The sequence below is a fragment of the Thiorhodococcus mannitoliphagus genome (assembly GCF_010915725.1).
GTDB lineage: Bacteria > Pseudomonadota > Gammaproteobacteria > Chromatiales > Chromatiaceae > Thiorhodococcus > Thiorhodococcus mannitoliphagus.
Genome location: NZ_JAAIJR010000077.1, coordinates 1 through 26,807 on the forward strand (window position 1 = coordinate 1; position 26,807 = coordinate 26,807).

Below are 26,807 nucleotides of genomic sequence, written 5' to 3' on the forward strand. Positions count from 1 at the left end.
CGGGGGGCGGTGTGTTTTTGAATCCCGGGGGGCGGCGCCCCCCGCGTAGCGCCGCGCCGGCCGGGGGGGGGCGCCCGCTCCCACCGACCGCGCGGTTGGACCATAGGATAATCGAGGCCCCTATTCGCAACGGCGGCGGACGGGCATAACCGCGCGCCATGCTGGGCTTTGCGTGCGGCATCCGCTCGCCTATAATTGCGCACATTAGCGTTTATCGATATTCGATGGAGAGACAAGATGCCAACCTATGATTATCGCTGTGATGCCAATGGTCAGGTGATTGAGGTGAGCCACCGCATGAGCGAGACGCTTGCGAGCTGGGGCGAGCTTTGCGAGCGGGCTCAGCTCGAGCCCGGCGACACCCCTGCGGATGCGCCCGTGCATCGCCTGGCGACCGGCGGCAATGTCATCACCAGCTCCAGCTTGGGTAGCGGCAGCGCGCCGGCCTGTCCGACCGGGAGCTGCTGCTCGGGCGGTATGTGCGGCCTCAACTGAGAGGGTCCGCAGTCGGTTTCAAGAGAAACGCCCTGCCAGAGCATCCTCTGGCAGGGCGTTTCTTTTGGTGGATCTCACCGTCCCTTGTCGCTGCGCTAATCTGTCGTGGTCGGTGCTGCGATCTCTAGGTTGCTCCCTGGCCAGGCGGTCAGGATCGCCTGGACCAGGGTCGCGAGCGGGATCGCAAAGAAGACGCCCCAGAAGCCCCAGAGGCCGCCGAAGACGAGGATGGCGACGATGATGGCGATCGGGTGCAGATTGACCACTTCGGAGAAGAGCAGCGGGACCAGCACGTTGCCGTCGAGCGCCTGAATGATGCCGTAGGCGACGGTCAGCCAGGCGAATTGCGATGACCAGCCCCATTGGAACCAGGCCACGAGCAAGAGCGGCACGGTTACAACGGCGGCCCCGATGTAAGGGATGATGACGGAAAGGCCGACCAGCAGCGACAGCAGCATGGCGTACTTGAGCCCGAAGGCAGAGAAGGTCACATAGCTCACCGCCCAGACGATGAGGATCTCCCACGCCTTGCCGCGCACGTAGTTGGAGATTTGCCGGTCGACGTCTTTCCAGACATCACCGGCGATGCCGTGATGCCTGGGGAGGCGCTGGCGGAACCAGCCCAGGATGAGCCCCTTGTCCTTCATGAAGAAGAAAACGAGGATCGGCATCAGGATCAGGTAGACCATGATGGTGATGACGCTGACGACGCTGGCCAGCGACCAGGACAGGACGTGCTGGCCGAAATTGACCACCTCCGCCCGTGTCGAGGCGATGACCTCGTCCACCTGGGCCTGGGTGACGATCTCCGGATAGCGCTCGGGCAGATCCATGAGCACCCGGGTGCCCTCCGACACCATGTTCGGGAGTTGCTGTACCAGCTCCGTGATTTGCCGTGACAGCAGCGGCATGACGACGACCATGACGGTGACCACGAAGGCCAGGAAGACCACATAGACCAGGATGACGCTAGCAAGCCGCGGCACGCCGCGCAGTTCGAGCTGGCCAACCAAGCCCTCCAGCAGATAGGCGATGACGATGCTCGCCAGCACGGGGGCGAGCATGTCACCCATGGTCAGGACGACCGCGAAGCCGGCGAGCAGTAGCGCCGCGAGGTAGACGATCTGCGGATTAGAGAGATTGCGCTGGAACCAGTTTGCGACGATGTTCATGATGGACGGGGCTCGCCTTCCGAGCCGAGCTTGCTGCGGTATTCCGAATAGTGACGGGCAAAGACTGCCTCGAGTTCGTCGATGACCTCGGGCGCGCCGCGACCCTGGAGCACGTGCGCCGACATCAGCGCCGAGGTCTCATTGAGCAAGGCGTCGCGCTCCAGCATCTCATAGGTCTTCGACAGGCGTTTGATGGCGCCGACGACCGACTCGTTCTCTGGCCGCGGCGCAGGGGTAGGCTCTTGAGGGACCTTGGGCATCGTCGGTGCGGGCGCCTCGCGCTGCGCGAGGAAATCCGCGAATGCGAGCAATGTGTGGCGGTCGGCCTCAGTGAGCTTGCGAAACCGCTTGATCAATCGCCGCTCGTCTGCGGACTCGGAGGGATGGCTCAGCACGCTGGCTTACTCGGGCTTCAGGAGCATTTTGGCTCAGATGGATGACCGGCGCCGATTCTTCAGCTGGTCCGGCCCGTGGAAGCGGGATGATACCTTGAGATGTGTCGACAGTCTTTGCGTGAGGTTCCTATCCTGACGCATGCAACTCTTGCGGGCCGAGCAGGTTCTGGGCTGTTGATGGCGATGAGTAACGATTCAATATTTATGTTTTCTTTTGCATGAATTTTGCTTTAACAAAAATATAGCTATAAAACAATAGGTTGCAGTTTTATATAGATTAATTAAGTTGTATAACTTATTTTTGAATCGTTACTGAGCCTTGAGAAAGTGCCCATCAATTGTTTCCCGATGCGAGCGATGCCGCCCTAAATTCCCCCCGAGCCGCCCTTTGCGAAAGGGGAGAAGTTGTCGATGGACACTTTCTAAGCCGCCTTTTCGCGCTGCGTGCGGCAATACTCACGTGCGAACTCTAGTAGCTCCTCCATGACGTGCAGCCGAAACTTCTGCTTCTGATGGACGAAGGAGAAGGGGCGGTCGAGCGGAGGGTTGAGCTGGAGCGCGACCAGTGTCCCGAGCCTAAGCTCCTTCTGAATGGTGGTTTTGGACACCACTGAGACCCCCATTCCGGCTTCGACTGCCCCTTTGATGGCCTCCGGACTGCCCAGTTCCATGGCAATCTTGAGTGCGGTGTTGCAGCTGGGCTGAACCTGAAGGTAGTCGCTGATGACCTCGCGCGTGCCCGAGCCTTCCTCGCGACAGATGAAGGGGAATTCCAGCAAGCGAGGGACCTCGATCTCCTCGAGCGTCGCGAGCGGATGATTCGGCGGGACGATGGCGACAAGCTGATCCTGCTTACAGACCTCCACGACCAGGTTCTTGTTCGACACTGGGGCCTCGACCACACCCAGGTCGATGGCGTTGCTCTCCACCATGGAGACGATTCCCTCGGTGTTGGACACCTTGAGGTGGACAGTGACCTCGGGGTAGCGCTCTTTGAAGTCGCCGAGCAGGGTGGGGAGCATGTATTCGGCAATGGTGGTGCTGGCGCCGATGGCCAGCGCGCCGCTGATCTCGCCGGTGATCTCGCGGACCGCGTTCTCCATCTCCGCGTAGACCTCGAAGATGCGCTCGGATGACTCATACACGACACGCCCGGCCTCGGTTAGGCTGATGCGGTTGTGTGTGCGATCGAACAGGCGTGTGTTGAAGTGCTCCTCAAGCTGTCGAACCTGAAAGGTGACAGCTGGTTGCGTCATGTGCAGCGTTTCCGCAGCCTTGGTAAAGCTTAGGAGTCGCGCGACGGTATGAAACACCTGCAGTCTGCGATCGGCCATTCCAGATGTCGCTCTCGAGTGTATGACCAAATAGAAAATCCTTATATCACAGACCGCTTATCACGACCTAGCCCAGCGGCCAGGGGCCTCAACACCTATCGGTTTTATGCAGCCAGGGCTTCCAGCCCTGGCAAACCAGGCCAGGATGGCCTGGCTACGCAGGCTTGGAGCGGCTGTTCCGGTTGATTTCGGGAAACCGATAGGTGTTGAGGCCAGGGGCTCCGGCCCGACTCAGGCAAGCACAATCCAAGTCGACGGCCTGTGACTTTTCGCCGACATGACAAATACCCGCAACAAAGGATGGAATCGGCTCACGCCATGTCATAGAGTTCTCGGCGGCCTATCGAGGTCCGAGCGCAGCTGGATGATGGTCGTTCCTGGGGTCGAGGCCACCGGCGGATCGACACGCTTGGGTCCAGCTCGATGTTGCCGCGCGGCCGTTGGAGCGGGGCGCCCTGAGTGAGTCTCTCCCACCATCAAATGAGTCAGGCGTCGCCCGACTCGGCGATGCTCAAGTGAGTCAGCCTGCTCCTGAGTGTCGTCCGCCTCTCGAAGCGGCCAGCCTTTGCATGTTGCAGTGTGGGCACAGTCGGACAGGATCGTTCGCAGGCCATGCACCTGCGTCTACAGAATCGTTTTCTTAAGGAATCTCCACATGATGAATCACAGGGTCGCCCGCTCCGTCGCACTGCTGATCGCAGCCGGTGCTTTCGGGGCTCAGAACACCGCATTAGGTGCCGGTTTCATGCTTCCCGAAGCTTCCGTCGCCGGCGTCGGCACCTCCAACGCCTTGGTCGCCAACCCAGAGGAGGTCGGCGCCTTCGCCTACAATCCGGCCGCCATGGGATTTCACGAAGCATCGAGCATCGCGGTGGGTACGGTGCTGATCAACCCCAACTTCTCGGTCGAGACCGCTTCGGGCAGTCACGATAGTCAGGGGGCGGAGTGGGTCGCCCTGCCCATGATCCAGGCGGCCATCAAGCTCAATGATTCTTGGCGCCTGGGCTTCGGCATCACCACGCCCTTCGGCCTGGAAACACGCTGGGAGGATGGGACCTTCCCCGCCGTGAGCGGCACGCGCACCCTGCCTGTCCCTGCTCCGCTCAATCCCGAGGTCCCGCTTGGTCATCCGACGTCGAGCCAACTCGAAGTGTTGGACTTCAGCCCGACAGGAACCTATCGCGTCAACGACAACCTGAGCCTGTCCGCTGGACTGGACATCTACTGGACCAAGACCGCGAAGCTCGGCTCGACCGCTGGATCACTCGAAGGCGATGGCACTGGGCTTGGCTTCAATCTCGGTGCGCTCTACCGCGAAGGCCCCTGGAGCTTCGGTGCCTCCTATCGCTCGAGTGCAACGGTGGACGTCACTGGGGACTATGTGCCACTCAGTCAGACGCTGGTCTATCTCCAGCGCTTGGAACCCGCTCAGCAGGCAGAGGTGAACTTCGATCTGCCCTGGCGGCTGCAGCTCGGTGCGCGCTATGCGGTAAATGAACAGCTCGCCGTCGAGGTCGATGTGACGCGGACCGGCTGGAGTTCCTTCAACGACCTCAAGGTCACGGGTAAGAATACCGGGGTGGTGATCTTCGCCGACCAGAACGATTGGGACGATTCCAATGCCTATCGACTCGGTGTGACCTACCAGGTGCAACCCCAGACCCAGCTGCGCTTCGGCTACGCCTATGACGAGACGGGGCAGTCCGACGACCACTTCAGCGCGCGCGTCCCGGACAATGATCGCCATCTCTTCAGTATCGGCCTGGCGCAGTCACTCGGGCAGGGCTACAGTCTCGAGGCCGCCTACATGTATGTCACAGCTGCGGACCGCGAGTACCGCAGCAGCACTGCCTACACCGGGTCCGATCTGAATGGGACCACCGCGCTCAACGGTGATTACTCCTTCGACGCCCACCTCGTGGGCCTGCAGATCACTAAGACCTTCTGAACTCAGAGGCTTCTCTGGTGCAGGGATGCACCAAGTACACCCTTGACCCTAAGGAGCCGAGACCATGTACTTGTCCCACAAGACCCGCTTGATCAGCGCGCTGAAGTCTAAGACCGCGCTGGGAGTCATCTTGCTGACGACCTCAATGAACCTGCTCGCCGACATGGATGAAGGTCGTGATGAGGTCCTGGACGCAGATCAGCCTGTCGAGGTCTTGGACGCCGCGCCGCGTGAGGAGGTCTTGGAGGCTGCGCCGCGCGAAGAGGTCTTGGGGGCCGAGCAGCCCGACGAGATCCTCGATGCGGGGCCTCGACGTGAAGCACTCGACGCCGAGCAGCGGCGGGAAGTGCCCTAGCCCGAAAGCGCCCGCCGGCGCTGGCTTGGGGGCGCTATGGCGGCATCTGGGCCGGTCAGTGCCGCGAGCCGATCCAATAGCGCTCGAAGGCTGCTGCCAAGTCCTTGTCCGCGCGGTTGGATACAGTCGCGCGGACTTGGGTCAGGAGCCGCTCATTGCTGCGATAAATGGCCAGGTCGCGCACCAAGGACTCGGCGTGACGCGGTTCGCCCTCCGCGATGATCGAGACCAGCCAGTCGAATGCGGCCTGACTGCGATGGAGCACGGCTCCTCGCAGCAGATGCTGCTCAGCCGCACCCTTGTAGAGGGCGCTATCCCAGCGCGCCTTCAGCGCGTCCAGGGCCCTATCCAATCGACTCTCGCCGAGCGCTAATGCGGCGAGTTCATGCTCGGCCGTGCCAACCGTGTTCAGAAAACGGTCAACGAAGTCGACCGATGTCTCGGGCGCGACCTGCAGCAGGGCGCTCAGACAGGCGCCAGTGACCTCGGGCTCGGCGTCGCCGGCAACCGCCTTGGCGCGGAGAACCGCCTCGGCCGCGATGGGCTCGGCACAGGCGATGGCGGCAGTCACGCCGGAGCGCACTTGTGGTTCGGCGTCGCCCAGGAGCAATGCCAGCTCGGGCAAGGCACGGGCGAAACTGGTGGCAACCAGACCGGCGGCGCAGCTCAGGCGAATGTCCACGGCGGTATCCAGGCTGCCGCCCCATACCGGCTCCAGCTGACGCAAATGCATGCCCCTGAGATAGAAGCCGACGTCCGAGCAGTCCAGCGTGACCAAGGCCCGCGCCAGCGCGGATTTCGCCATGCATTGCGGGTCCTTGGTCGGCGGCAGCTCGGCCAGACGCTCAAAGGCAAGGATGAGTTTGCACTCCAGCGCGTAGAGCAGGCGCTCCGCAACGGCCTCGGCGGCCAGGGTCAGGATGCGGCAGTGTGGGTCGCGCAGGGCATCTGTCAGGGTCTCTTGCAGGGCGTCCGGCGCGGCCGTCTCGAGGGCCGATCTCAGTCCGGTCAAGCGCGCCTCGATCTTGTCCTTGCGATTGGGCATGGCTCGCTTGCCGTTATGCTCGCGGCTCCCTGGCGCGCCGCGCGGATTGTGGGCGTGGCATCACGAATGGTTGCACAGGGATGATTGTTTCATAGGGATGATTGTTTCACAGGGATGATTGTTTCATAGGGATAATTGCGTCACAGGGATGTTGGACCATAATGGAGCCCTGGCCGCTTGGTCAGGCCTTTGGTTCCCGTGCGCTTGCTTTGTGATCCAACATGACTGATACCTTTCTCGGCGTCCAGCCCATTTTCGACCGTGAGCGGCAAGTTGTCGCCTACGAGCTGTTGTTCCGAAACGCGCACGGCGGGCTCGCAGGCAGCGGGCTGGACGGTGATTCGGCAACCTCGCAAGTCATCATCAACGCCTTCGCCGATATTGGCGTCGAGCGCCTGGGGCGCGACAAGAAGCTCTTCATCAACCTGACCGACGGACTGCTCGCCGGAGGCCTTACCGAGACCCTCCCGCCGCAGCGGGTCGTGCTGGAGATCCTCGAGACCGTGAAGGTCACGCCCGAACTCGTGGTCGCGGTTCAAAAATTGGTCGGGGCCGGGTTCGAGATCGCGCTGGACGACTTCGTCTATGCAGCGAATTGGGATCCGCTGATCGCGCTCAGCACTATCATCAAGTTGGACGTGCTCGGCGACGACGAGGACGCCATGCGCGCCAAGCTCGACTCCATTCCCGGGCCGCGGCGCCCCCGCCTGCTCGCCGAGAAGGTCGAGAGCAACATCCAGTTCGTCCAGTGTCTGAACATGGGCTTCGACCTCTTCCAGGGCTTCTACCTGGCGCGGCCTCGTGTCATCTCGGGCAAGCGGCCGCCGGAGAATCGGCTGCTGGCCTTGAAGATGCTGGCACGGCTCCAGGACGACGACATCAGTCTGCAGGAGGTCGAACTGCTCATCAGTCAGGACGTGAGCCTCAGCTACCGGTTATTGCGCTTCCTCGGCAACGTTGCCGTCTCTCAGGGTCGCCCCATTCACAACCTGAAGCAGGCCATCTCATTGGTCGGCCTGCGCACCATTCGGCAATGGGCCGCGCTCATCGTGCTCGGTAGCCTCGAATCCCAGAGCCCATACAGCTTCACCCGCTCGCTGACCTTCGCGCGCTTCTGCCAGATGGTCGGCGAGCGTCACCTCCCCAGCCTCAAGGACGCGCTCTTCACCGTCGGCCTGTTCTCCAGCCTCGATGAGATCCTGGGTGTGCCGCTCGCCGACGCGCTCGCGCCCCTTCCGCTCGATGCCTCCCTGAAGGACGCGATTCTGCGGCACGCCGGCACGCTCGGGCAGATCCTTGCAAGTGCCGCCCAGATCGAGTCGGTTGAGGCGGCAGGCGTCGATCTGCCCGCTGGGCTGGATGCACAAGTCCTCTCGACCTATTTCATCGAGGCCTTCGTTTGGGCTCAGGAGATCCAGGCCGAGCTTGCTGGCGCTGCTTCGAGCACGTCCTGATAGCGGGGTCCCTGATTGCTGATGCCTGGACCTCGGCGGGCGCCAGAAATGTGAGCCAGCGCAAATTTCGCCTATCCCAATCCTCAGCGATCCTGGAATCGGTGTTCTTGCCTAGAGCGGAGGGCGCTTGGGGCCGCCGCGCCCCGGTCGGCTCACTAGCCCTTCGATCCGCTGACGGATGTCACGCAGGCTTAAGCGTCGCACGTTACGCCGACTGGCCGCCAAGACGGCCTCGGCGGCGTCTAGCCGTCGTTTGACGATCTGCGCGAGGTGCTCCGCAAGCTCGGGTCGCGCGCTCAGGAGGGTGCGGACGCATTCGATGTCGGTGCGGATCAGGTTGACGTCGCTCTTGGCTGCGAACTCGAGTAATGACGAATCTTCCGTCAGCATGGCAGTGATGCCGAAGGAGTCGCCCGGCCCCAGGGTTTCCGTGACCTTGTGCTCGCCGCTGCGCAGGGTCACCGAGGCCTCCACCAGGCCCCCCGCGATGATGTAGAAGGCCGCGCTGGCATCACCCTCACCCAGGATGCGGTGTCCGCTATCGAAGTGGCAATAGCGGCTGCTGGCCACGACCTCATCTAGCTCTTCCTCGGTCAACAGGCCGCCTAGATCGAGGCTCTTGAGCGCCAGGCGAATGCTCGGCGGCTCAGCCGTTGTGATGCGGGCTCGGCGCGTGCGCAGCTCATGCACCTCGGGCGCCGTCTCGATCCCCGCATTCTGCAGGCTGATATGAATCTCCCGAAACAGCTCCTCGCGCGCCCTGAACATGGTCTGATAGTTTCTGAGGTGTACCCAGACCATGTAGGAGTAGGGAATGGTGGTTGCATCCGCCAGTCGCGCGACAGGATAGGGGAACTTGAGCACGCTCTCGCAGCGCAGCGCCGCCTCGAGCAGGAGCGCGCTGGCGAACCTCGGCTCGACCTCGGCCGGGAGCTTCACGAAATACCAGGGCGCATAGAGATGTTTGTCGTCGTGAAGGTTCTTGATCGCCTGTCCGGCCATCGAGGCATTCGGGATGATATAGGTCGCGTTGTCCCAGCCGCGTAGCCGCGTCGCGCGCCAGTTGAGGTCGATCACCTGCCCCAGGGTGCCGTCCTTTAGCTCGACCCAGTCGCCGAGCCGAAAGGGTCGTTCCATGCCGAGCGCGATGCCGGAGAAGAGATCGCCCAGGGTCCTCTGCAGGGCGAATCCGAGGACGCCCGCGGCGACGCCCGTGGAGACCCAAATGCCGGTGAAGGCGTAGCCGCGCTGCCAGAGAAAGGTGGCCAGACCGATGAGCATCATGGCGACATAGATGAGGCCCACGACGATCTTCGGGATGCGCTCGGAGACATCTTCGGCGGCACGGTTGAGTAGCAGCACCTCGATTGCGCGCGCCAGTGCCCAGCCGGCGGTCAGGTGAGCGCAGAGCAGCGCGATAGAGCGCAGCGGCTCTTGCGCTTCAGTCAGCTTGAGGGCACCGGCGCCTAGCTGCACGAGCGCACCCGCCACCAGCACGGCGCTTGGGAGGAGTAGCAGGTCGACCAGGGCGGCGAGACCGGGCAGGCGTTTCGCTAACGGCCTTTCGTTGAACAGCCAGGTGCTCAGGCGCCAGCCGACGAAGACGGCCAGGGCGCCGAGGAAGACCTGCCAGTTGTCCTGAACAAGCTCGTCGAAGAGGTCGGTAATGAGCGCGCTCTCCTGATCTCGATCCGTGCCGAGTCTGCTCCCCGACCTAGTTCGAGATGCTCATCTCCACCCTGGGGCTTGGGATCGATTTCTGCGTGCCGATGCGCTTCTCGACATTGATGAGGATGGGCGCGGCGATGTTGGCGTGCAGACCCGGCTTGCTGTCTTGATCCGGCTGCTCGTCTTTCCAGAGCATCAGCAGGACCACGATCTCCTCCGGGGTCTCGGCTTGGAGCAGGGTCTCCTCGTCGTCCGTCAGCTCGAGGACGTAGTGGAGGGAGTAGAAGGTCGGGTCGACCAGGGTGAAGCGGATCTCGCTATCCTCGCACGATTCCATCCAGTACACCCGCCCGGACTCGGTGTCCGAGTAAAGCACGCGGTAGCGGGTCAGATCCTCGAATCCGGGAATGCCGCGGGGAAAGATGACCTCTTTCAAAGGGTCTGAGTCGGAAAGGAGGTTGGTCTTCTCTGTCATAATCCCTTGCTCCATCGCTGTGAGTGGAAGATTGCGCGAGTAGTGCGTGTCAGCCGGTCAGTGTGCTCGGATTCCTGCGCCACGGGCAGTATAGGAGGCCGCGCGCGCGACGGCTATCGACGCTTGTATTCTGAAGTAAATTTTACGCAGGCCCGAGTCTCTGTTAGGCGGATCACGCCTTGGACCACTCGGCTTTTTAACCAAGCCGAGTCTGTGCATAATGACCCTCGAACAGGGGGAGACACTTCAATGAGCACAGGAACCAAAGGATCTCAGCAATCGCTCCCGAATGGCGTGATGCTGAACGCATACCCTGACAGCATTGGCCGCCGGTTGTCCGACACGGTCGCCCTGCTTCAGCGGCCCGAACTCGAGAAGACCTTTGCACTCTTCTATATCCTTCCAACCTTTTTCAATAGTGATCTAGATCGCGGTTTTTCCGTGATCGACTATGATCACAATCCGGATCTCGTCTCGCGCGAGGATCTCGAGGAGCTGAGCCGACTCGAAATCAATTTCAAGTTCGATCTCGTCCTCAATCACCTCTCTGTCCGCTCACCGCAGTTTCAGGATCTCCTGCAGCACGGCGACGGCTCCGAATACCGCGATTTTTTCATCGACTGGAACGCCTTCTGGGCGGAGCATGGTGAGCCTACAGAGGACGGGCACCTGATGCCCAAGCCCGAGTACCTCGAGAAGCTCTTCATGCGCAAGCCGGGCGCGCCCATCCTCAAGGTGCGCTTCCCGGACGGCTCGGAGCGGCCCTATTGGAATACCTTCTATCAGGAGATCCGCTACCAAGAGGTCGCGCCCGCCGACCTGAGGGACATCGATGGTCTCTCCGATGGCGATGCCGAGATGCTCGCCGGGATGGTCAATGCCGCGATCCGCGAGAAGGCTGATCTCAGTGCCCTAGATCTGAACGGCTACGCCAGCTTGAAGGATCGGGTGATCTCAATCGTCGAGCAAAAGCGCGACTACCTGGGGCAGATGGACCTCAATGCCCGTTCGGAGAAGGTCTGGCACTTCTACGACGAGACCCTGCGCAAGCTGCGCGACTATGGCGCTAAGATCATCCGGCTCGATGCCTTCGCCTACCTTCACAAAGAGCCGGGCGAGGTCAACTTCTTCAACCGTCCGGGGACCTGGAGCTATCTGGATCGGCTGCGCGGCCTGGCCGAAAAGTACGATCTGATCGTCTTCCCCGAGATCCATGCCGAGTATGGCAGCGGTCTTCACGAGGAAGTGGCCGGCAAGGGCTTTCCAATCTACGACTTCTTCTTCCCCGGGCTGGTCATCGACGCACTCGAGCGTGGTGCGAGCGATCACCTGCTGCACTGGATTGGTGAGATCCAGGCCAAAAGCATTCAGACCATCAACATGCTTGGCTGCCATGACGGCATCCCGGTGCTGGACCTGGGCGGCAAGCAGATCAATGGCACCGCGCGATCCGGTTTGCTCGACGAGGCCCATGTCGAGGCCGTGATGAGCCGCATCATTGAGCGCGGCGGTCGGGTCAAGAGCCTCTACGGGCCGGACGGCAAGAAGATCTCCTATTACCAGGTCAACGCGACCTTCTTCAGTGCCCTGGGCGAGGATGAGCGCAAGCTTCTGCTGGCGCGCGCCATCCAGCTCTTCATGCCGGGGATCCCTCAGGTTTGGTACTTGGATCTCTTCGCCGGCAAGAACGACTATGCTGCGGCAGACCGTGGCGGTCCCGCTGGACACAAGGAGATCAACCGGACCAATCTGTCGCTGGAGCAGGTCGAAGAATGCCTGCAGAAGCCCGTGGTCCAAGACCAGCTCAAGCTGATTCGCCTGCGTAATACCTCCCCAGCCTTCCAAGGCAGGCTCGAGATCATTCCGAGCGAGGCGCATCTGCTGCATCTCAGCTGGAGCCACGACGACCACCGCGCGACCCTGCGTGCTGACCTGCGCGATCACAGCTTCAGCGTTGAGCACCTGACCCCGTCCGGTCTGCAAGATCGCTTCGTTTTCGACTGATCGAAGTCAGCGCGAGCCAGTCTTTCCCGCGAACGCCCCCTCAGCCATGGTCCGCGATGGCTGGACGGGGCATTTTCAATTGGAGACCAGCCATGAAGATCCTAGCGACCGACCTGGACCGCACCCTCCTGCCGAACGGCCGTTGGGAGGGTGATCCGGAAGCGATCGAGCGCTTCAATGCGCTCACACGCGAGCAGGGTGTGACCCTGGTCTATGTCACCGGGCGTAATTTGGCGCTGACTGAGCGGGCCATTGAGGACTTTGGTGTGCGCCGTCCTGACTACTTGATTGGCGATGTTGGGACCTCCATCCGGCGACTCGATCAGGATCAATGGGCCTTCGACGAGGGCTGGGTTGCGCACGTCAAGCGCGCCAGCCCGCGCTGGGACGCCGCGGCCGTGCGCGCCGCCGTCGCGGACATCGCGGGCTTGCGGGAGCAGGAGGCCGAGCACCTGAATCCCTTCAAGCAGAGCTATTACGTGGATCATGCGCGCAACGAAGAGATTCTGAAACTGGTCCATGAGCGCGTCGAAGGCCGCTTCGACGAGGTCATCATCTATAGCTTCGATTCCCAAAACGGCAAGGGATTGCTGGATTTCTTACCCAAGAGCGCCACCAAGCAAACCGCGCTGGAGTACGTCGCCGAGCAGTTGGGCACGCCCAAGGATGAGGTCGTCTTCTGTGGCGACAGCGGCAACGACATCTTCCCGCTGACTGCAGGCTTCTCCGGGGTCCTGGTTCGCAACGCCGACGACCAACTCGTCGAGAAGGTTCGGGAGGCCATGGCCGACAATCCGGAACTCAAGGTCTACTTCGCCAAGGGCGACTTCATGGGATTGAATGGCTACTACACCAGCGGCGTCATCGAGGGCGCCTATCACTACGGACTCTTCAGCTAGGCGCGGGCGACTCGGCGCACGGCAGGCGTCGAGTCCTTCGCTCGCGCGAGCGTTCCGCGCCTTGGGTCCAAGCGTTTTGCTCAACCGCTACCGTGATCGGCCTGCCGGCCTCGACCCTTCGTCCCCTCCGCGATCTCCAACTTCATCCCTGGGCTTGAACCGACGGTCGTCAGACCTATTTCCTCAGCATCGCTCTAGGAATTCCGCTTAAAGCCTGTCGTGCGTCCCTGGCTAAAGGTGTCTTGCACACTTGTCTCCGCGCAAGCGCGACAACTGCTGATCGGGCTCGACATCAACTGGCTCGGCCTGAGCTGATTTTATCAACGCAAGTTCTAGCGTCTCTGACGCAACGACCTCGCTGGATGCCTGCTCATCGCGAGCAGGCGAGCATGCGTGCCGCAAAGACCAGTGAAGCATCCTGCTGTGCCCATGATCAACACACGAAGAGCGCTGGAGCAAGGCCCCAAGCCTGCCGCTGATGAGGCCGCCACACAAAGCGCTGCGTCCTCACTCAGTCCTGCCGGCTGGATCGAGCCTATTCTACAGCTCGCGGGCGCCGGCGGCTGGGTCCTCGCCCGGCCAGAGCCTGGACAGCTGCATCCGACGCGCGAGTGGTCTGAGATGCATGGGCTCGTCCCAGGTGCCGTCTCCATCTCGGACTTCATCGCGCTGATCCTGCCGGAGCAGCGGGCTCGAGTTCAGGCTGCGCTCAGCCAGGCCTCTGAGCAGGGCGAGCCCTTTGATCTTCACTATCCGATCGCCCGCCCTGATGACGGGGCGCTGCGCGAGATGAGAGCGCGCGGACGTCTCTGGAAGCATCCCCTGGACGGGGGCGAGTGGCTTCTGTGCGCGACGCGGGACGTCACTCGGGATGGGTCGATGCGTCAGGCGCCGCAGGATACCGATGAGCAGCGGCGCTTGGCCCTGGCCCTGGCGCTGTCGCGAACCGCAATCTGGGAGTGGTCTCTGGATACGCAGCAAGTGCGCTGCTCTGAGGGGATGGAGGCACTGTGGGGCTTCGCGCCGGGCAGCTTCCGGGGCACGCTCGATGAAGTGGTCTCTCGCCTCCACCCGGATGATCTGGAGGCCTGGCGAGAGAGTGTGCGTGCCTGCCTCGAAGACGGGGTGCCGCACATCATCGATTTTCGCGTGCTGTGGTCGGATGGCTCCGTCCATTGGCTGGCCGCCTTCGGAGACGCCGTGCGCGACGCCGAGGGGCGCGCGCTGAGCATGGCGGGGGTGGCGCGCGACGTCACCCAGTACAAGCTTGCCGAGGACGAGCGGAATCGCTTCTTCGGGCTGTCCTTGCACCTCTTCGTGATCTCCGACCTGAGCGGGACCATCCGTCGCGTCAATCGAGCCTGGACGGAGAAGCTCGGCTATACGGAGGATGAGCTGATCGGGCGGCGTTTTCTGGATTTCATCGTCCCGGAGGACGTTCAGTCGACGCTTGACGATATGGGAAAGGTCGTCAAAGGGCGTGACAGCCGTCACTTCGAGAACCGCTACCGCTGCAAAGATGGCAGCATCCGCACCATTGCCTGGGCAGCCACCACGATGCCTGAGGCCGGTCTCCTCTATGCCGCGGGCCAGGACATCACGGACCAGAAGGCCAGTGAGCAGGCCTTGGAGGATGCCGTGATGCGCTATCGTGCGCTGGTTGAGAACATGGCCGACGGGCTGGCGGTGTATCGCGCTGTCGACGATGGCCGAGATTTCGTCTTTACAGCGCTCAACCCGGCCGGGATGCGACTCGGCGCGCTCGAGCCCAGTTCGGTCATCGGCAAGAGCGTGCGCGAGGTGTTCCCCGGTGTCGATCGCATGGGGCTCTTCGGGGTACTGCAGCGGGTGTATCGCACGGGTACCCCGGAGGTGCTTCCCATGGCACGCTACGAGGATGAGCGTGTGGATCACTGGGTCGAGAACTTTGTCTATCGCCTGCCGGACGCTAGCCTGGTCTCGATCTACCGCGACGTCACGGATCGCAAACTCGCCGAGCAGGCGTTGCGGGACAGCCAGAAGCGCCTCGAAAACCTTGCCTATCACGACCAGCTCACCGGGTTGCCCAATCGCCGGCTGCTCCAGGACCGGTTGCAGCAGGCGATGGCGGTGGCGAGTCGAGAGCATACGCAGATCGCGGTCTGCTACTTGGACCTCGACAACTTCAAGCCGGTCAACGATCTGCTCGGCCATGAGGTGGGCGACCTGCTCCTCAAGGTGGTCGCGGAGCGGCTCAGCGTCAGCGTTCGGCCGGGTGACACGGTTGCGCGTTGGGGTGGCGACGAGTTTGCGCTCTTACTCGTGGGCCTCAGCAATCTAGAGGTCTGCGCGCAAACGCTGGAGCGCATTCTGCAAATGCTGAGCGAGCGGACCTTGATCGAGTCGCAGCCGCAGCCAATCTCCGCCAGCATTGGTGTCGCCCTCTATCCGGACGATCATGGCGATGCGGATACCCTGCTGCGGCACGCCGATCATGCGATGTACCTGGCGAAGCAGCACGGGCGCAATACCTATGAGTTCTTCGCGCCGGAGGAGGACCGACTCGCCGTCGCCAATGGTGAGCGGCTGCTCAGCATCGGCCGGGCCATCGAGACCGATGAACTCAGGCTCTTATACCAGCCGATCCTGAACATGCGCTCGGGCGTCGTGCAGGCCTTCGAGGCGCTGGTGCGCTGGAGACACCCGGAGCGCGGTCTTCTCGAGCCGGCGGCTTTCCTCCCTGATATCGAGTCGAACGAACTCATCCATGGGCTCGACCAGTGGGTGCTGGAGCATGCCTTGCGCGACTACAGGCGCTGGGACAGCTCCGGGCGACCGCTCAAGCTGCACATCAACATCTCGGCGCGCACCCTGATGACGCCAGGCTGCATGCAGGATATCGCCCGCTTGGTGCGGAGTGAGCCTGGTCTTCGGCCCAAGACGCTGGTGCTCGAGATCATCGAGAGCGCCGCCTTGGACGGCCTGGAGCAAGTCGGGTCCGTGGTCCTTCAGGGGGAACTGCTCGGTGTCTCCTTTGCCCTGGATGACTTCGGGACCGGCTATTCCTCGCTGACCTACTTCCGGCGTCTCCCCGCAAGGGTGCTCAAGATCGACCGCTCCTTCGTGCGCGACATGCTGATCGACCAGGAAGATCGTGACATCGTCGAGGGCGCCATCGGTCTGGCCCGGGCGTTCGGGCGGGAGGTGATTGCCGAAGGTGTCGAGGGTGTCGACCACGGGGTCCGTCTGCTGCACCTAGGCTGCGAGCTGGCCCAGGGCTTCGGTATCGCCGCGCCCATGCCGGCGGAAGCGGTCGATGCCTGGCTCGACGCCTATCGTGCCCCAGCGGACTGGACGCAATTCGGTTGCCTTATGTGAGTTCAAGGCTTGCCAGAGCGCGATCACCCCGCATCTTGGTTGGACCGATCCGGAAACTCGGAGAAGTCCTATGAAGATCCGTCGCACCCTGACCCTCGTCCTTGGTTTGCTCGTCGCAACGACTGCGATTGCCGTCGATGGTCTGCGCGCTCTAGAGAGTCCCTATAGCGCCGAAGAGACCATGGATCGGCTCGAGCACCTTGTCACCGAACGTGGTCTCAAAGTCTTCGCCCGCATCGACCATGCCGCTGGCGCGGCCAGCGTTGGCAAGTCGCTGCGGCCGACCGAACTCCTCATCTTCGGCAATCCCAAGGGCGGCACGCCCTTCATGGAATGCGCCCAGACCGTCGCGATCGACCTGCCGCTCAAGGTTTTGGTCTGGCAGGACGCGGACGGCCAGGTCTGGCTCGGCTACAACGAACCGGCCGACATCGGGGCGCGCCACGGAGTGCCCGATTGCGCTGTCATTGGCAAGCTGAGCAAGGCGCTGTCGGGGGTGGCTGAGGCGGCCGTGGGCGAATAGGCTGGAAAAGGGCTTGAGGCAGTCACACTCGCGGGTGCCTTGAGCCCGGCTGGCGACCGATCCGGCGTCCAGTGCGGGATGGCCGCTCGATCGCGATTCGCCGATACCGCGACCGATCGCATCTGGTTCAGACGTCCTTGCCGGTGCGCTCCCACAGCAACTCGGCGATGTGCATCGTTTTCAGTTCAAATCCGGCCTTCTCCGCAGTCCCTCCGATATTCATGAGGCAGCCGCAATCCTGACTGACCAAAATCGGCGCAGCTGTCGCCGCAATCGCGCTCGCCTTGTCGGTTGCCATGGCCGCCGAGATCTCCGGCTCCTTGAGCGCGAAGGTCCCGCCGAAGCCGCAGCATTCTTCGGCATGGTCCGGCTCGACAACCGTGATGTTCTCGAGGCGACGCAGCAGGGCGGCGGCGGAGTCCGCAACCCCCATCTCACGCCTGGCAGAGCAGGAGTGATGCACAGCCACGCGCAGCGGCGGGCCGTGATCCGCGAGTTCAATCGCTAGGACCCGATCGAGGAAGTCGCACAGCTCCACGACGCGATTCGCCAGATCCTTGGCGCGCGGTGCATCCGGCGTGCCCTCGAACAGCCGCGGATAGTGGTTGCGCATCATGCCCGCGCATGACGCCGAGGGGACGACGACCGGCTCGCTGCCCTGCAGTGCCTCGATCTGCAGGCGGGCGACGCGTCTGGCTTCATCGCGATAGCCTGCGTTGTAGGCGGGCTGGCCGCAGCAGGTTTGTCCCTGCGGGAAGCGGACTTGCACGCCGGCCTTCTGGATCAACCGCATGGCGGCGAGTCCGGCTTCGGGGTTGTTGAGATCGACAAGGCAGGTGCCGAAGAAGAGAACCCTTTCTGGCTTGCTCATGGCTAATGCGTGCTCGGTCCGTGGGAGGCTTGCGGTGATTTGACGAGGATTCGAGCGTTGGTACAAGACCTTAAGTAGCGCTGTTCGCCCTCTGTTGGTTGACAATTGCCCTGTCGTCCCGGTCACGGTGGGTGCTATCGTTTTCCGAGCATACTGATGCGGTATTTCATCAATGGCCGCGCCACGCTTGTCCTCGAGTGCGTTGCGAAAGGCTCGGCGATTGGCGGAGCGGTCTGGCCCTTAATCTTGTAGCAAGGTGTAGATCATGAAGAGAAACGAGGATCTTTACGCGGTCGAAAGCGAGAAGAGCGTCCCGCAGTTCGTCAGCGACTTCAAGAAGATCGTGGAAGACAACGCCTTTGTCGTGAACAACGCCGACACCATGGACATGAAGACGACCTTCAGGGCGCATGGCGGGCAGGTGGCGGACGATTTCGATCTCCACATGATTCAGATCTGCAAGCCGACGAAGGCCGACAAGAGCCTGACCTTCAACCCGGAGCGGGCGGTGCTGATGCCGAAGTTCGTCATGGTCTTCTCCAAGGCGGGCAAGACTCAGGTGCGCTATATGAGCTATGGCGCCGATGACATCGCCGACATCGTCCCCGAGGATGCCGAGTTCCCCGCATCCTTGGCTCAAACCTTCTCCAAGATCCGCTCGATGATCGACGAGGCGAAGTGACGCCGTCGCGTCGAGGCGCTGTCCTCGCTCGCGTGGGCCTTGATCGTCATTTGGACCGGTAGGGTGGACGAGCGAGAGCGAAGTCCACCGAATCCCGCGTCGGCGTTGGTGGACTGCGCTGCGCTTGTCCACTCCGGGAGACGACTGGCACTGGCAGGAGACGACTGGCCGAAACGATGATCGACGCCCTCGCGTGCTTTGAGTGCGTTGCAACACTTGAAGAACGCAGGCGTGAACGCAAGGGGGCAGCACGGATGATTCTGTCGTCGCTGTCGGTAGAATAGAGGGGCGCGGGCCATGATCGCTTTTCGGCCGCCGCGCCCATCCTTGACCGGCAACGGCGATCAGGAGCCACGATGACCCAACTTTCCTCCAACGACAGCGGCGCTCAGACTCAGAATGCATCCGGCGCGGATCCGCTCCTGCTGGATACGGAGCAGCTCGAGCGTCTCGCCGATGCGGCGGTCGTGCGTGCCGCGCTCAGGCACAGCAACGAGCATCGCGTGACCGCCCTGGATCGGGGTGACGAGGGTCTGTGGGCGGAGGTCGAGGACGAGGGCTCCGGGGACAAGCTCCAGGTCGAGATCGCGGTCGATGCCGGCGGCGACATCTTGGCAGGCTGCGATTGCCAGGCAGCGGGTAATGGCGGCGCTCGCCTGTGCGTCCATGCCATAGCGGCCCTCTTCGCTTACTCCAAGGGGCAGGGCGATGTTCAGCAGCTCGCGGACGCTGCCCAGACGGCCATTGAGGAGCGCATCCTCAAGGCACGCGCCGAGGTTCGCGTCGAGCCCATCTCCGAAGGCGCCGAGGGCGCGGGCTTCGGCCTCTGGACCGCCCGCTCACTGCAATCCACGACGCACTTTCCGGTCAGTTACCGCGTCCACATCCGTTCCTTGGTGCGGCGTGCGAATTACTGCACTTGCCCGGATTTTGCCACCAATGAGCTGGGTACCTGCAAGCATATCGAGGCGGTGCTGCATCGGATGCGCAAGCGCAAGGACTATGCGAGCCTCAAGGGACAGGGCGCTCCTGTCGCTTACGTCTACCTTGATTGGGAGTGCGAGGACGCTCCTCTGATTCGGCTGCATCGCGGCGCCGAGCCGACCGTAGTGGACCTGAATCCCATTCTTCAGCAGCATTTCGACGCCGAAGGCCGGTTCCGGCTCAGGATTCCAGACGACTTTCTGCGTTTCGCCGAGCAGGTCAAGGATCGAGGGGACTTGCTGGTCGGCGATGATGCGTTGGACTTCAGCCGCCGTCTCGCGGAAGACGCCGCCCGCGCGATCCGTGCGGACGAGATCGGCAGCCGCATCAGAGCCGGCGGCGGGCGGCTGCCGGGGATCGCCGCGCGGCTCTATCCCTACCAAGTGGAAGGCGTTGCCTTCCTTGCCGGGCGTGGGCGCGCCCTGCTTGCGGACGACATGGGGCTGGGCAAGACGCTCCAGGCCATCGCTGCCGCCTACTGGCTGCACAACTACGACGGCGTCGAACGCGTGCTGGTTGTCTGTCCCGCTTCGCTCAAGCAGCAGTGGGCGCGGGAGATTGCCAAGTTCACGGATACCGAGGCCCACGTCATTCAGGGGCCGGTCGACGCCCGCGCTGTGCAGTATCGCCAGGGACGTGGTTTCTACGTCGTGAACTACGAGTTGGTGATGCGCGATCACAGCGTGATCAATGCCGAACTCTGTCCGGACCTCTTGATCCTGGACGAGGCGCAGCGCATCAAGAACTGGCGCACCAAGATCGCCAACGCGGTCAAGCGCATCCAGTCTCGTTACGCGTTCGTGCTGACGGGTACGCCGCTCGAGAATCGACTCGAAGACCTCTACAGCCTGATGCAGGTGGTCGACGCCCGCGTCCTCGGTCCGCTCTGGCGCTACATGGTCGATTTTCACATCACGGACGAGCGCGGCAAGGTCCTGGGCTATCGCAATCTCTCCGAGCTGCGCCGCAGGCTCGCGACCGCCATGCTCAGGCGTGACCGCTCTCTGGTGCGCGATCAGCTGCCGGAGCGCATCGTCCAGCGTATCGACGTGCCCATGACCGAGGCGCAGCAGGCCATCCACGACGATGCTCTGCAGGCCGCCACCATGCTGGCGCAGATCATGAAGCGCCGTCCCCTGACGCCGAGCGAGCAGAACCGCATGATGGCCGCGCTGCAACGCGCGCGGATGGCCTGTAACGCGGCGGGTCTGGTCGACAAGGAGACCGAGGGCGCGCCCAAGCTGGATGAGCTTGAGAATATCCTGGATGAACTCTGCCGCATGGCCGGACTCAAGGCCGTCGTCTTTTCGCAGTGGGAGCGGATGACCGAGCTGGTGGAGCGGCGCATTCGACGCATGGGCCTGGGTAGCGTCCGGCTCCATGGCGGCGTGCCCACGCACAAGCGCGGCGAGCTGATGGACCGTTTTCGGGACGATGATGCGATCCAGGTGTTCATCTCGACGGATGCCGGCGGCACTGGTCTCAACCTGCAGAACGCTGCGGTGTTGGTCAATCTGGACATTCCCTGGAATCCCGCAGTGCTCGATCAGCGCATCGCCCGGGTGCATCGGCTCGGACAGCGCCAGAAGGTGCAGGCAGTGCTGCTCGTCGCGGCATCCTCCTATGAGGAGCGTGTGCTCGAGCTGGTCCAGGGCAAGCGTCACCTCTTCGATAATGTGGTCGATCCGAACGCCACGGAGGATGTCGTCAGCGTCTCCAAGCGGCTGGCGGAGGTCTTGGCCGATGACCTGGCCGATGCGAAGGTGGAGCCGGAGGCCGCCACGACGGAGCCTGTTGCGACCTCGACCGAGACGACTCAGCCCGACACGGCTGAATCAGCCGCGGCCTTGGTATCCATCACCGGAGAATCGAGCCAGCCGGTTGCGCGCGGCAACGGTTCGGATCAGGTCGTGCGGGAGTGCATCCTGGAGCTGCAACAGCGGTTCGGTGCGCGGATCGCGCGCATCCTGCTCCAGAAGCGCGATGACGGGGTTGGCAAGAGTCGTGGTCTGCTCGTGGTGCTGGATCGCGTCAGCCAGGACGACGACGCGGCCATCGAGGGTCTGCTCGAGCAGGTGCCCCTCGCCTTGATCGACTGTCGCACGCTCGCCAGCTTGGGCCGTCTCGGCACCGCGTCACCCGTCGCCGATGCCGAGTCCGTCTTTGAGACCGAGACGGCGTCCTTCGAGCCGCCGGCCGAGCATCCCCTGCTGCGTCGTGCGCGCGAGGGATTGGAGGCCGCAACCCTCCTGGCGCGGCAGTCCTGTCCTGGTCCCGCCGCCGAGCTTCTCCTCACGGCCCTGCTTGCCGCAGCAGCGCATCGCGCCGGGCGCGAAGACCCGCCGGCCGCGCAGCAGGTGGGCGTCTGGCTCTATGCCGAAGCGCTGCCGACTGGGGCCTTGACAGCGGACGATGCGGCCTTACTTATGCGTGCCGTGGCGCTCGCCCAGGGAGGGCAAGCATTGCCGCAGGAGCTGCTTGAGACGCTGATCGAGGACGTGTCAACCTTCGTGGCAATCTCGGCGCAGGGCTAACTCGATGTCTATTCCCGTCCTCATCCATCATGGAGCTTGGTCGCAATGAGTCAGGTGGCGCAGTCTGCCCTATTGGCCTTTGGGCTTTTGTTGTTACTGATCGGCGCTCAGTATGTTGGTCGCGTGATTGGGGAGCAGCATCTCAGGCGTGTCGGTCGAGACGGGAAGCTGAGTTCGGGGGCGGTTGAGGGGGCGGTCTTCGCGCTTCTCGGTCTGCTGCTCGCCTTTACCTTTACGGGTGCGGCGTCGCGCTTCGAGCATCGCCGCGACTTGGTGGTCGAGCATGTCAACGCTATGGGTACGGCTTGGATGCGGTTGGACATTTTGCCGGTCGATGACCAGCCACAGATTCGCGACCTGATGCGAGGCTATGTGGATGGGGTGATCAGGCTTGTCGAGGAGGCTCGCGACGAGGGCACCGCGCTGGAGATCGCTGCGGAGCTGCAGGGTCTGCAAAACGAACTCTGGGCGCTTGCGATCTCGGCAGCGAATCGCGACGGTCGCCCCCATGTTGCGAGCCTTCTCTTGCCGCCTCTGAACGAGACCTTCGACCTGACCACGGCGCGTCTCGCGTCAGCCCGCATGCATGTCCACCCGGGAGTCGTTTGGTTCTTGATCGTCCTGGCGATGCTGGCCGCTTTGCTGGCGGGCTACGGTCAGGCAGGCGTGAAACATCCCAATCGCTTACACACGATCGTCTTTGCTGCGCTCATTTCGGCAACGCTCTACTTCATCCTGGACTTCGAGTTCCCGCGTCTGGGGTTCATTACACTGGACTCGACGGACGTCTTCATGCGCGAACTGCGTGAGAGTCTTGAGCCTGGAAAGAGCGGTTGAGCAGTAAGAGCGCCGCGAGTGCGAAAGACTTCAGGCACTCTTGTCTTGGAAGCAGGGTGTCTTACCGCCCCCGCTTGAGGGCCGCCAGATGCCGCGGCTTTGTTCTTTAGAGTGCGGTGATCTTCACCCGCTGAGCCTCTAAATTGCCGATCGCGGCGGCGTGCTCCGCGAGCTTGTCGCGCTCCTTCTGGACGGCTGCTTCGGGCGTCTTGTCCTGCTTGCGTGGCGTTGGCGCCCGGCATGGCAGCGACTTGGCGGGCAGAATGTTCATCGCGCCTTCGAAACGATCGATGTCGACGCTCTGCCGTGTCTTGAACAGCGCATCAGCGGTTCGGTTTGACACCCCCTTTCTTGAGCAGCTTTGCTGCGACGCGGTAGATATCAGGTACATTGATGCGTCCGTCCGAACGTCGTTCCGCGACGCCGATGCGAATGAGCGCGCGAAGCAGCGCAATGAGTCGATCGTCGCCCGGCTCGCTGAATTCGATCGGCTCCAGATAGGATTGATCGGTTTCTCGCATCGCGGTGAGGGTTCCTGCTTCTTGCCAGCGAGATCGGATATCATCCTCCGGGCACGGGACTCTCAGATCAGCTAGAGGCTCGAGAATGGCCTCGATCCAGCCATACTCTTCTTTGAGTTGCTGCAGGCGCAGATCGGATGCGGCCTGAATTCCGGCCTGAATCCCTTTATGGTTGATCACCAAGCGCGAGTCAGGGGGCATGCCGCGATAACTGGCCGCACTGCGTAGCGCCTCCAGGAAGCTGCGAGGACTCACGCGACCGAACCCATCTGACAAATGCTTGTAAAGCCAGCTATAGGTGCGACCCTTGGTCTTGCTCGCTCCCATGTAGTGTCCCGCGAGGATCACGAAGACGGCTTCCTGTTTAGGCTCCTGATCCTTGAGCGAGGTTGGCAGTCCCTCTTGGGCGACATCGGCAAGGTCAATTCCAGTCGCGCCTTGGACGAGTCGCGAGAATAGGGGCTTCGCATTGGGGTCATTGGCCAAGAGCGTATAGAGCAACCCGTAGAGGTCGCGACACTCCCAGGTCAGATCGACCCGGGCGCCCTTGCTCAAGAGCTTGGACGCATCCGGGAAGGCCGCCAATCCGCGGTCTTCTGCTTGATCCACCCGCAGAAAAATTTTGGGCCTGATGGCGCGATAGGTTTGCATCGCCAAGGCGGTTCGAAGCAGAGCCTTGCTGCGCTCCCTGATGTCTTGCCAATTGCTACCTAGGCGATCAAGGGCGTCGAAGACGATGAGCAGACGACGTCCTTGCGCCAGAATGGTGTCGTCAGCCTGTCGCAGCATGGCTTGTGCTCGCTCTGCATCCGCGTTGACCCAGGACACTAAGCCATTCTGTCCGCCGAGCTTCTCGGGTATGTTCAATGGTACGAAGTGCGACACTCCGCGCAGGATGACGGCACGCCAGACCTTGACTGGGTCGAATCCGTCCCGATCGATCAACTCGTCCAATACCTCGCTATTGGGTGCTCCGTCCAATCCGGTGTCGACCCCGGCAAATCCCAGCGCCACGTTGTACTGATCCAGCCGCAAGCGTGGGTAGCTGCGCGCCACAAAAGCGCGTGTCTCGTTGTTGAGCAGGCTCGCTGACCAGAAGCTCTTTCCGGTTCCCCGTCCGCCGATCACCATGACCCGCTCTGGGTCGAGTGCCGCTTCATGTCCTTCCGGGGCATAGATTTTCGTCAACTCCGGAGGACTGGTAGCGTCATGGCTTGGTGCTGGCGTCAGCTCGGCCAAGGCGGTGCGCAGGATGCGAACGGGCTCGTCCATGATTCAGCCTTCGGAACTCAGGTAAGCATCGATCCCCTCGGTCAGGGTCTGATAGGTTCGCGCATAGCGTGCCGGCGTCAATTGCGCAGGCTCGGCGAAGGGATCGAACTCGAAATAGTTGGAGTCTCGGAAGACCGGCCAGGCGAAATGAGGTGCTTCCGGATCATCGAGCGACACCTCGGGAAGCGAGGTGTCTGGCGAAGGTCGTCCCTCTTCGTCCGGAAGTGGGAGGTCCCGATAGAGGTACTCCTGAAACAGGCTGTGGGCCTTGTCTCTGAACGCCTGCTGTTTGTCGGCGTCCGCAGACGCTTTAGCGTGGACCATGCGCAGGCGATAGAGCCAATCGTCTTCCTCGTTGCGCGGAAAACGTGCCAAGTGCGCCAGCAGGTAGCGATAGCCGGCGAAGGTTTGGGGTGTGTTTTCACCGAACAGAAGCACCTGAGCTCCGAGTCCGAGAATGGCTGCCGCAGTCGTTTCATTGAGTCCGGCTCGGGCATCGATGAGGATGGCGTCATAGTGCTTCAGGCCAGCAAGGTCATCGACCAATGCACGGGTCTGGTGGAGAAAGCTCAGGGTGCCATCCTCATCCGATGGCTGATCCAGATAGGCTCTGGCGATCTTGGCAAGGACATTGGCCGGATACTGGCGCCCGGTCGCGCCGATGGCGGGTGCTACTTCGATGAGTCCGCGTCCGGCGCCAAAGTCGCTCGGTGCCACCATGTCGAGTAAGAATGCGTGGTTGACGCCGTTGAGTGACCGCTCGACATACCAGTCAAGCAGGCCGAAACGGGGCTGCGCTTCTGATGTCAGCATCATGGCGCCGATTCCGGGTGCCTCTAGGTCCAGATCGATCACCAGGACCTTCTTTCCACGGCGGGCGAGATCCGCGGCTACGACGGCGAGTGCCGTCGAGCGACCGACGCCACCTTTGAGGCTTGCGAAGACAACCCGGGCTGGGGCTGGCGGCAAGACGGATGGGGACGGCGCTTCGAGCCAGTCTTGCCCGACAATGCGTTGCTCGATCACGCGGACCGGCACGCGGCCTAGCGGTGTTTCAAGCGCTTCTAGGTAACCTCGTCCACAGCTCAATACTGAGGAAACGCCTGGGTGATCCGGTGTGAGCAGGATTCGACCAGTGCGGCAATAGGTGGGCAGTCGCGCCGCCAATGCTTCGGTTGCGGCCCTGATGGATGCCTCAGGCAGATTGGTATCGCTGATGAAGGCGAGACGCCCGGATGCGTCGCGCAGCACTTGGCCGGCGGCGAGTGCCTTGGCCCCAAGCGTTGTCGCGACGGTGGCAGCGAAGACCTCAAGACTTTGATCGAAGCGAATGGTCTCCGCAGCTTGCGTGGTCATCATAGCAGGCACCCGATAGCCGCATCGGCATCCTGGCGCCAACGCTTCGCGCGTTGCTCGTCGATCGAGCCATTCGGAGCGTAACGCATCCTCACATCCCAAGCTTGCATGAAGTTGTCGCGTTCCAGCAGCGCGCGCACGGGGCCAGCCGCGCGCCCCCTGATGGATTGAAGCGCAAGGCCGCGCAACTCCGGGAAATGCTGGCTCTTCCGGATCTCAAGTAGTGTGCGATACAATATTTATCAACAACTTACCTATCTTCCCATGCTCGAAGCCTATTCGAGCCCGTTTCATTCACGAGTCTTCGCATGATCGATCCTGAGCAATTTCGTCACGCTATTGGTCTCTCTGACATTGCCATTGAGCGTGTTGTCTTCGAGGAAGGCAATGTGCTGAAGATCTACGTCACGAGTACCAAGAAGGGTTGCCATTGCCATTGCTGTGGAGCCTGGATCGAGGATTTTTTCGCCTTAGGTGAGGAGATCAGCCTGCGTCATTTACCGATGTTTGGTCATCAGGTCTTCATTGTCCTGCGCCCTGAGCGTTACGGTTGCCCGCGCTGCGAGGATCGACCGACGACCACGCAGACATTGGACTGGTATACGCCGCGCAGCCGCCTGACCAAG

The 26,807-nt window shown here is 62.3% G+C and carries 21 protein-coding genes and 1 pseudogene; 12 read left to right on the plus strand and 10 right to left on the minus strand.

Annotated features, from left to right (window positions below):
• The first annotated feature begins 237 nt into the window (after positions 1-237).
• Positions 238-495 carry an FmdB family zinc ribbon protein gene (locus tag G3480_RS16930; protein WP_164655070.1) on the plus strand — a complete coding sequence of 86 codons (258 nt, stop codon included), beginning with the start codon at positions 238-240 and terminating at the stop codon, positions 493-495.
• Between the two features lie 95 nt (positions 496-590).
• On the opposite strand, the gene G3480_RS16935 is transcribed toward G3480_RS16930, so the two are convergent.
• The 3 genes from G3480_RS16935 to G3480_RS16945 form a co-directional block, all read right to left on the minus strand.
• Positions 591-1,667 (minus strand): AI-2E family transporter, encoded by a 1,077-nt coding sequence (locus tag G3480_RS16935; RefSeq protein WP_164655071.1) that lies wholly within the window; start codon positions 1,665-1,667, stop codon positions 591-593.
• Positions 1,664-2,062 (minus strand): hypothetical protein, encoded by a 399-nt coding sequence (locus G3480_RS16940; protein WP_164655072.1) that lies wholly within the window; start codon positions 2,060-2,062, stop codon positions 1,664-1,666. The genes G3480_RS16935 and G3480_RS16940 overlap by 4 nt, the downstream gene beginning before the upstream one ends.
• A 422-nt stretch (positions 2,063-2,484) precedes the next feature.
• A complete protein-coding gene (locus G3480_RS16945; RefSeq protein ID WP_164655073.1) occupies positions 2,485-3,396 on the minus strand; it encodes a LysR family transcriptional regulator in 912 nt (303 codons plus the stop codon).
• Positions 3,397-4,051: 655 nt separating this feature from the next.
• Between G3480_RS16945 and G3480_RS16950 the strand changes: the two genes are divergently transcribed.
• Both G3480_RS16950 and G3480_RS16955 read left to right on the plus strand, forming a co-directional pair.
• A complete protein-coding gene (locus G3480_RS16950; protein ID WP_164655074.1) occupies positions 4,052-5,344 on the plus strand; it encodes an OmpP1/FadL family transporter in 1,293 nt (430 codons plus the stop codon).
• Between the two features lie 64 nt (positions 5,345-5,408).
• Positions 5,409-5,699: a hypothetical protein gene (locus G3480_RS16955; RefSeq protein ID WP_164655075.1), complete on the plus strand. Its 291-nt coding sequence runs from the start codon at positions 5,409-5,411 to the stop codon at positions 5,697-5,699.
• Positions 5,700-5,754: 55 nt separating this feature from the next.
• On the opposite strand, the gene G3480_RS16960 is transcribed toward G3480_RS16955, so the two are convergent.
• The gene (locus G3480_RS16960) at positions 5,755-6,744 is read right to left on the minus strand and encodes a hypothetical protein (protein ID WP_164655076.1); all 990 of its coding nucleotides are present in this window, start codon (positions 6,742-6,744) and stop codon (positions 5,755-5,757) included.
• Between the two features lie 221 nt (positions 6,745-6,965).
• On the opposite strand from G3480_RS16960, the gene G3480_RS16965 reads away from it, so the two are divergent.
• Positions 6,966-8,198, plus strand: a complete 1,233-nt coding sequence (locus tag G3480_RS16965; RefSeq protein WP_164655077.1) for an EAL and HDOD domain-containing protein — start codon at positions 6,966-6,968, stop codon at positions 8,196-8,198.
• 111 nt (positions 8,199-8,309) lie between these two features.
• Here the strand turns inward: G3480_RS16965 and G3480_RS16970 are convergent, their stop codons facing one another.
• Together G3480_RS16970 and fliW are read right to left on the minus strand one after the other, a co-directional pair.
• Positions 8,310-9,674 (minus strand): mechanosensitive ion channel family protein, encoded by a 1,365-nt coding sequence (locus tag G3480_RS16970; protein ID WP_338114160.1) that lies wholly within the window; start codon positions 9,672-9,674, stop codon positions 8,310-8,312.
• A 238-nt stretch (positions 9,675-9,912) separates the two neighbouring features.
• Positions 9,913-10,341, minus strand: coding sequence for a flagellar assembly protein FliW (fliW, locus tag G3480_RS16975; protein ID WP_164655078.1), 429 nt, complete (start codon positions 10,339-10,341; stop codon positions 9,913-9,915).
• A gap of 249 nt (positions 10,342-10,590) precedes the next feature.
• Here fliW and G3480_RS16980 point away from each other — a divergent pair, with 249 nt between their 5' ends.
• From G3480_RS16980 to G3480_RS16995, 4 genes are all read left to right on the plus strand, one after another.
• On the plus strand, positions 10,591-12,345 hold the full coding sequence (locus tag G3480_RS16980) for an alpha-amylase family protein (protein ID WP_164655079.1): 1,755 nt from the start codon (positions 10,591-10,593) through the stop codon (positions 12,343-12,345).
• A gap of 92 nt (positions 12,346-12,437) precedes the next feature.
• Complete coding sequence (locus G3480_RS16985; protein ID WP_164655080.1) at positions 12,438-13,244, plus strand: HAD-IIB family hydrolase; 807 nt, start codon at positions 12,438-12,440, stop codon at positions 13,242-13,244.
• A 429-nt stretch (positions 13,245-13,673) separates the two neighbouring features.
• Entirely contained in the window at positions 13,674-16,601 is a 2,928-nt protein-coding gene (locus G3480_RS16990; RefSeq protein ID WP_164655081.1) for a sensor domain-containing protein, read from the plus strand.
• 70 nt (positions 16,602-16,671) lie between these two features.
• Positions 16,672-17,124 carry a DUF302 domain-containing protein gene (locus G3480_RS16995; protein WP_164655082.1) on the plus strand — a complete coding sequence of 151 codons (453 nt, stop codon included), beginning with the start codon at positions 16,672-16,674 and terminating at the stop codon, positions 17,122-17,124.
• A 127-nt stretch (positions 17,125-17,251) separates the two neighbouring features.
• Here G3480_RS16995 and G3480_RS17000 read toward each other — a convergent pair whose 3' ends face one another.
• The gene (locus G3480_RS17000) at positions 17,252-17,995 is read right to left on the minus strand and encodes a (Fe-S)-binding protein (protein WP_164655083.1); all 744 of its coding nucleotides are present in this window, start codon (positions 17,993-17,995) and stop codon (positions 17,252-17,254) included.
• 265 nt (positions 17,996-18,260) lie between these two features.
• On the opposite strand from G3480_RS17000, the gene G3480_RS17005 reads away from it, so the two are divergent.
• From G3480_RS17005 to G3480_RS17015, 3 genes are all read left to right on the plus strand, one after another.
• On the plus strand, positions 18,261-18,677 hold the full coding sequence (locus tag G3480_RS17005) for a DUF302 domain-containing protein (protein WP_164655084.1): 417 nt from the start codon (positions 18,261-18,263) through the stop codon (positions 18,675-18,677).
• Positions 18,678-19,033: 356 nt separating this feature from the next.
• The gene (locus G3480_RS17010; protein WP_164655085.1) at positions 19,034-22,195 is read left to right on the plus strand and encodes a DEAD/DEAH box helicase; all 3,162 of its coding nucleotides are present in this window, start codon (positions 19,034-19,036) and stop codon (positions 22,193-22,195) included.
• A gap of 45 nt (positions 22,196-22,240) precedes the next feature.
• Positions 22,241-23,032 carry a bestrophin-like domain gene (locus G3480_RS17015; RefSeq protein WP_164655086.1) on the plus strand — a complete coding sequence of 264 codons (792 nt, stop codon included), beginning with the start codon at positions 22,241-22,243 and terminating at the stop codon, positions 23,030-23,032.
• A 106-nt stretch (positions 23,033-23,138) separates the two neighbouring features.
• Here the strand turns inward: G3480_RS17015 and G3480_RS17020 are convergent, their stop codons facing one another.
• Genes G3480_RS17020 through G3480_RS17030 form a run of 3 tightly spaced genes read right to left on the minus strand, consistent with a single transcriptional unit; the run spans position 23,139 to position 26,184 of the window.
• A complete protein-coding gene (locus G3480_RS17020) occupies positions 23,139-23,375 on the minus strand; it encodes a hypothetical protein (RefSeq protein WP_164655087.1) in 237 nt (78 codons plus the stop codon).
• Positions 23,356-24,825 carry a hypothetical protein gene (locus tag G3480_RS17025; protein ID WP_164655088.1) on the minus strand — a complete coding sequence of 490 codons (1,470 nt, stop codon included), beginning with the start codon at positions 24,823-24,825 and terminating at the stop codon, positions 23,356-23,358. Before G3480_RS17025 ends, G3480_RS17020 begins: the two co-directional genes overlap by 20 nt.
• Before the next feature lie 3 nt (positions 24,826-24,828).
• Positions 24,829-26,184 (minus strand): KGGVGR-motif variant AAA ATPase, encoded by a 1,356-nt coding sequence (locus tag G3480_RS17030; RefSeq protein WP_164655089.1) that lies wholly within the window; start codon positions 26,182-26,184, stop codon positions 24,829-24,831.
• A gap of 305 nt (positions 26,185-26,489) precedes the next feature.
• On the opposite strand from G3480_RS17030, the pseudogene G3480_RS17035 reads away from it, so the two are divergent.
• Positions 26,490-26,807, plus strand: a pseudogene (locus G3480_RS17035) (ISL3 family transposase); the annotation flags it as partial.

What these genes read in the sequence shown, in the direction of transcription:
- G3480_RS17025 (WP_164655088.1), bottom strand. Translation starts at nt 24,825, where the DNA reads ATGGACGAGCCCGTTCGCATCCTGCGCACCGCCTTGGCCGAGCTGACG.
- G3480_RS17000 (WP_164655083.1), bottom strand. Translation starts at nt 17,995, where the DNA reads ATGAGCAAGCCAGAAAGGGTTCTCTTCTTCGGCACCTGCCTTGTCGAT.
- G3480_RS17005 (WP_164655084.1), top strand. Translation starts at nt 18,261, where the DNA reads ATGAAGAGAAACGAGGATCTTTACGCGGTCGAAAGCGAGAAGAGCGTC.
- G3480_RS16965 (WP_164655077.1), top strand. Translation starts at nt 6,966, where the DNA reads ATGACTGATACCTTTCTCGGCGTCCAGCCCATTTTCGACCGTGAGCGG.
- G3480_RS16955 (WP_164655075.1), top strand. Translation starts at nt 5,409, where the DNA reads ATGTACTTGTCCCACAAGACCCGCTTGATCAGCGCGCTGAAGTCTAAG.
- G3480_RS17030 (WP_164655089.1), bottom strand. Translation starts at nt 26,184, where the DNA reads ATGATGACCACGCAAGCTGCGGAGACCATTCGCTTCGATCAAAGTCTT.
- G3480_RS16985 (WP_164655080.1), top strand. Translation starts at nt 12,438, where the DNA reads ATGAAGATCCTAGCGACCGACCTGGACCGCACCCTCCTGCCGAACGGC.
- G3480_RS16960 (WP_164655076.1), bottom strand. Translation starts at nt 6,744, where the DNA reads ATGCCCAATCGCAAGGACAAGATCGAGGCGCGCTTGACCGGACTGAGA.
- G3480_RS16990 (WP_164655081.1), top strand. Translation starts at nt 13,674, where the DNA reads ATGATCAACACACGAAGAGCGCTGGAGCAAGGCCCCAAGCCTGCCGCT.
- G3480_RS16995 (WP_164655082.1), top strand. Translation starts at nt 16,672, where the DNA reads ATGAAGATCCGTCGCACCCTGACCCTCGTCCTTGGTTTGCTCGTCGCA.
- G3480_RS16930 (WP_164655070.1), top strand. Translation starts at nt 238, where the DNA reads ATGCCAACCTATGATTATCGCTGTGATGCCAATGGTCAGGTGATTGAG.
- G3480_RS16935 (WP_164655071.1), bottom strand. Translation starts at nt 1,667, where the DNA reads ATGAACATCGTCGCAAACTGGTTCCAGCGCAATCTCTCTAATCCGCAG.
- G3480_RS16980 (WP_164655079.1), top strand. Translation starts at nt 10,591, where the DNA reads ATGAGCACAGGAACCAAAGGATCTCAGCAATCGCTCCCGAATGGCGTG.
- G3480_RS17015 (WP_164655086.1), top strand. Translation starts at nt 22,241, where the DNA reads ATGAGTCAGGTGGCGCAGTCTGCCCTATTGGCCTTTGGGCTTTTGTTG.
- G3480_RS16950 (WP_164655074.1), top strand. Translation starts at nt 4,052, where the DNA reads ATGATGAATCACAGGGTCGCCCGCTCCGTCGCACTGCTGATCGCAGCC.
- G3480_RS17010 (WP_164655085.1), top strand. Translation starts at nt 19,034, where the DNA reads ATGACCCAACTTTCCTCCAACGACAGCGGCGCTCAGACTCAGAATGCA.
- G3480_RS16945 (WP_164655073.1), bottom strand. Translation starts at nt 3,396, where the DNA reads ATGGCCGATCGCAGACTGCAGGTGTTTCATACCGTCGCGCGACTCCTA.
- fliW (WP_164655078.1), bottom strand. Translation starts at nt 10,341, where the DNA reads ATGACAGAGAAGACCAACCTCCTTTCCGACTCAGACCCTTTGAAAGAG.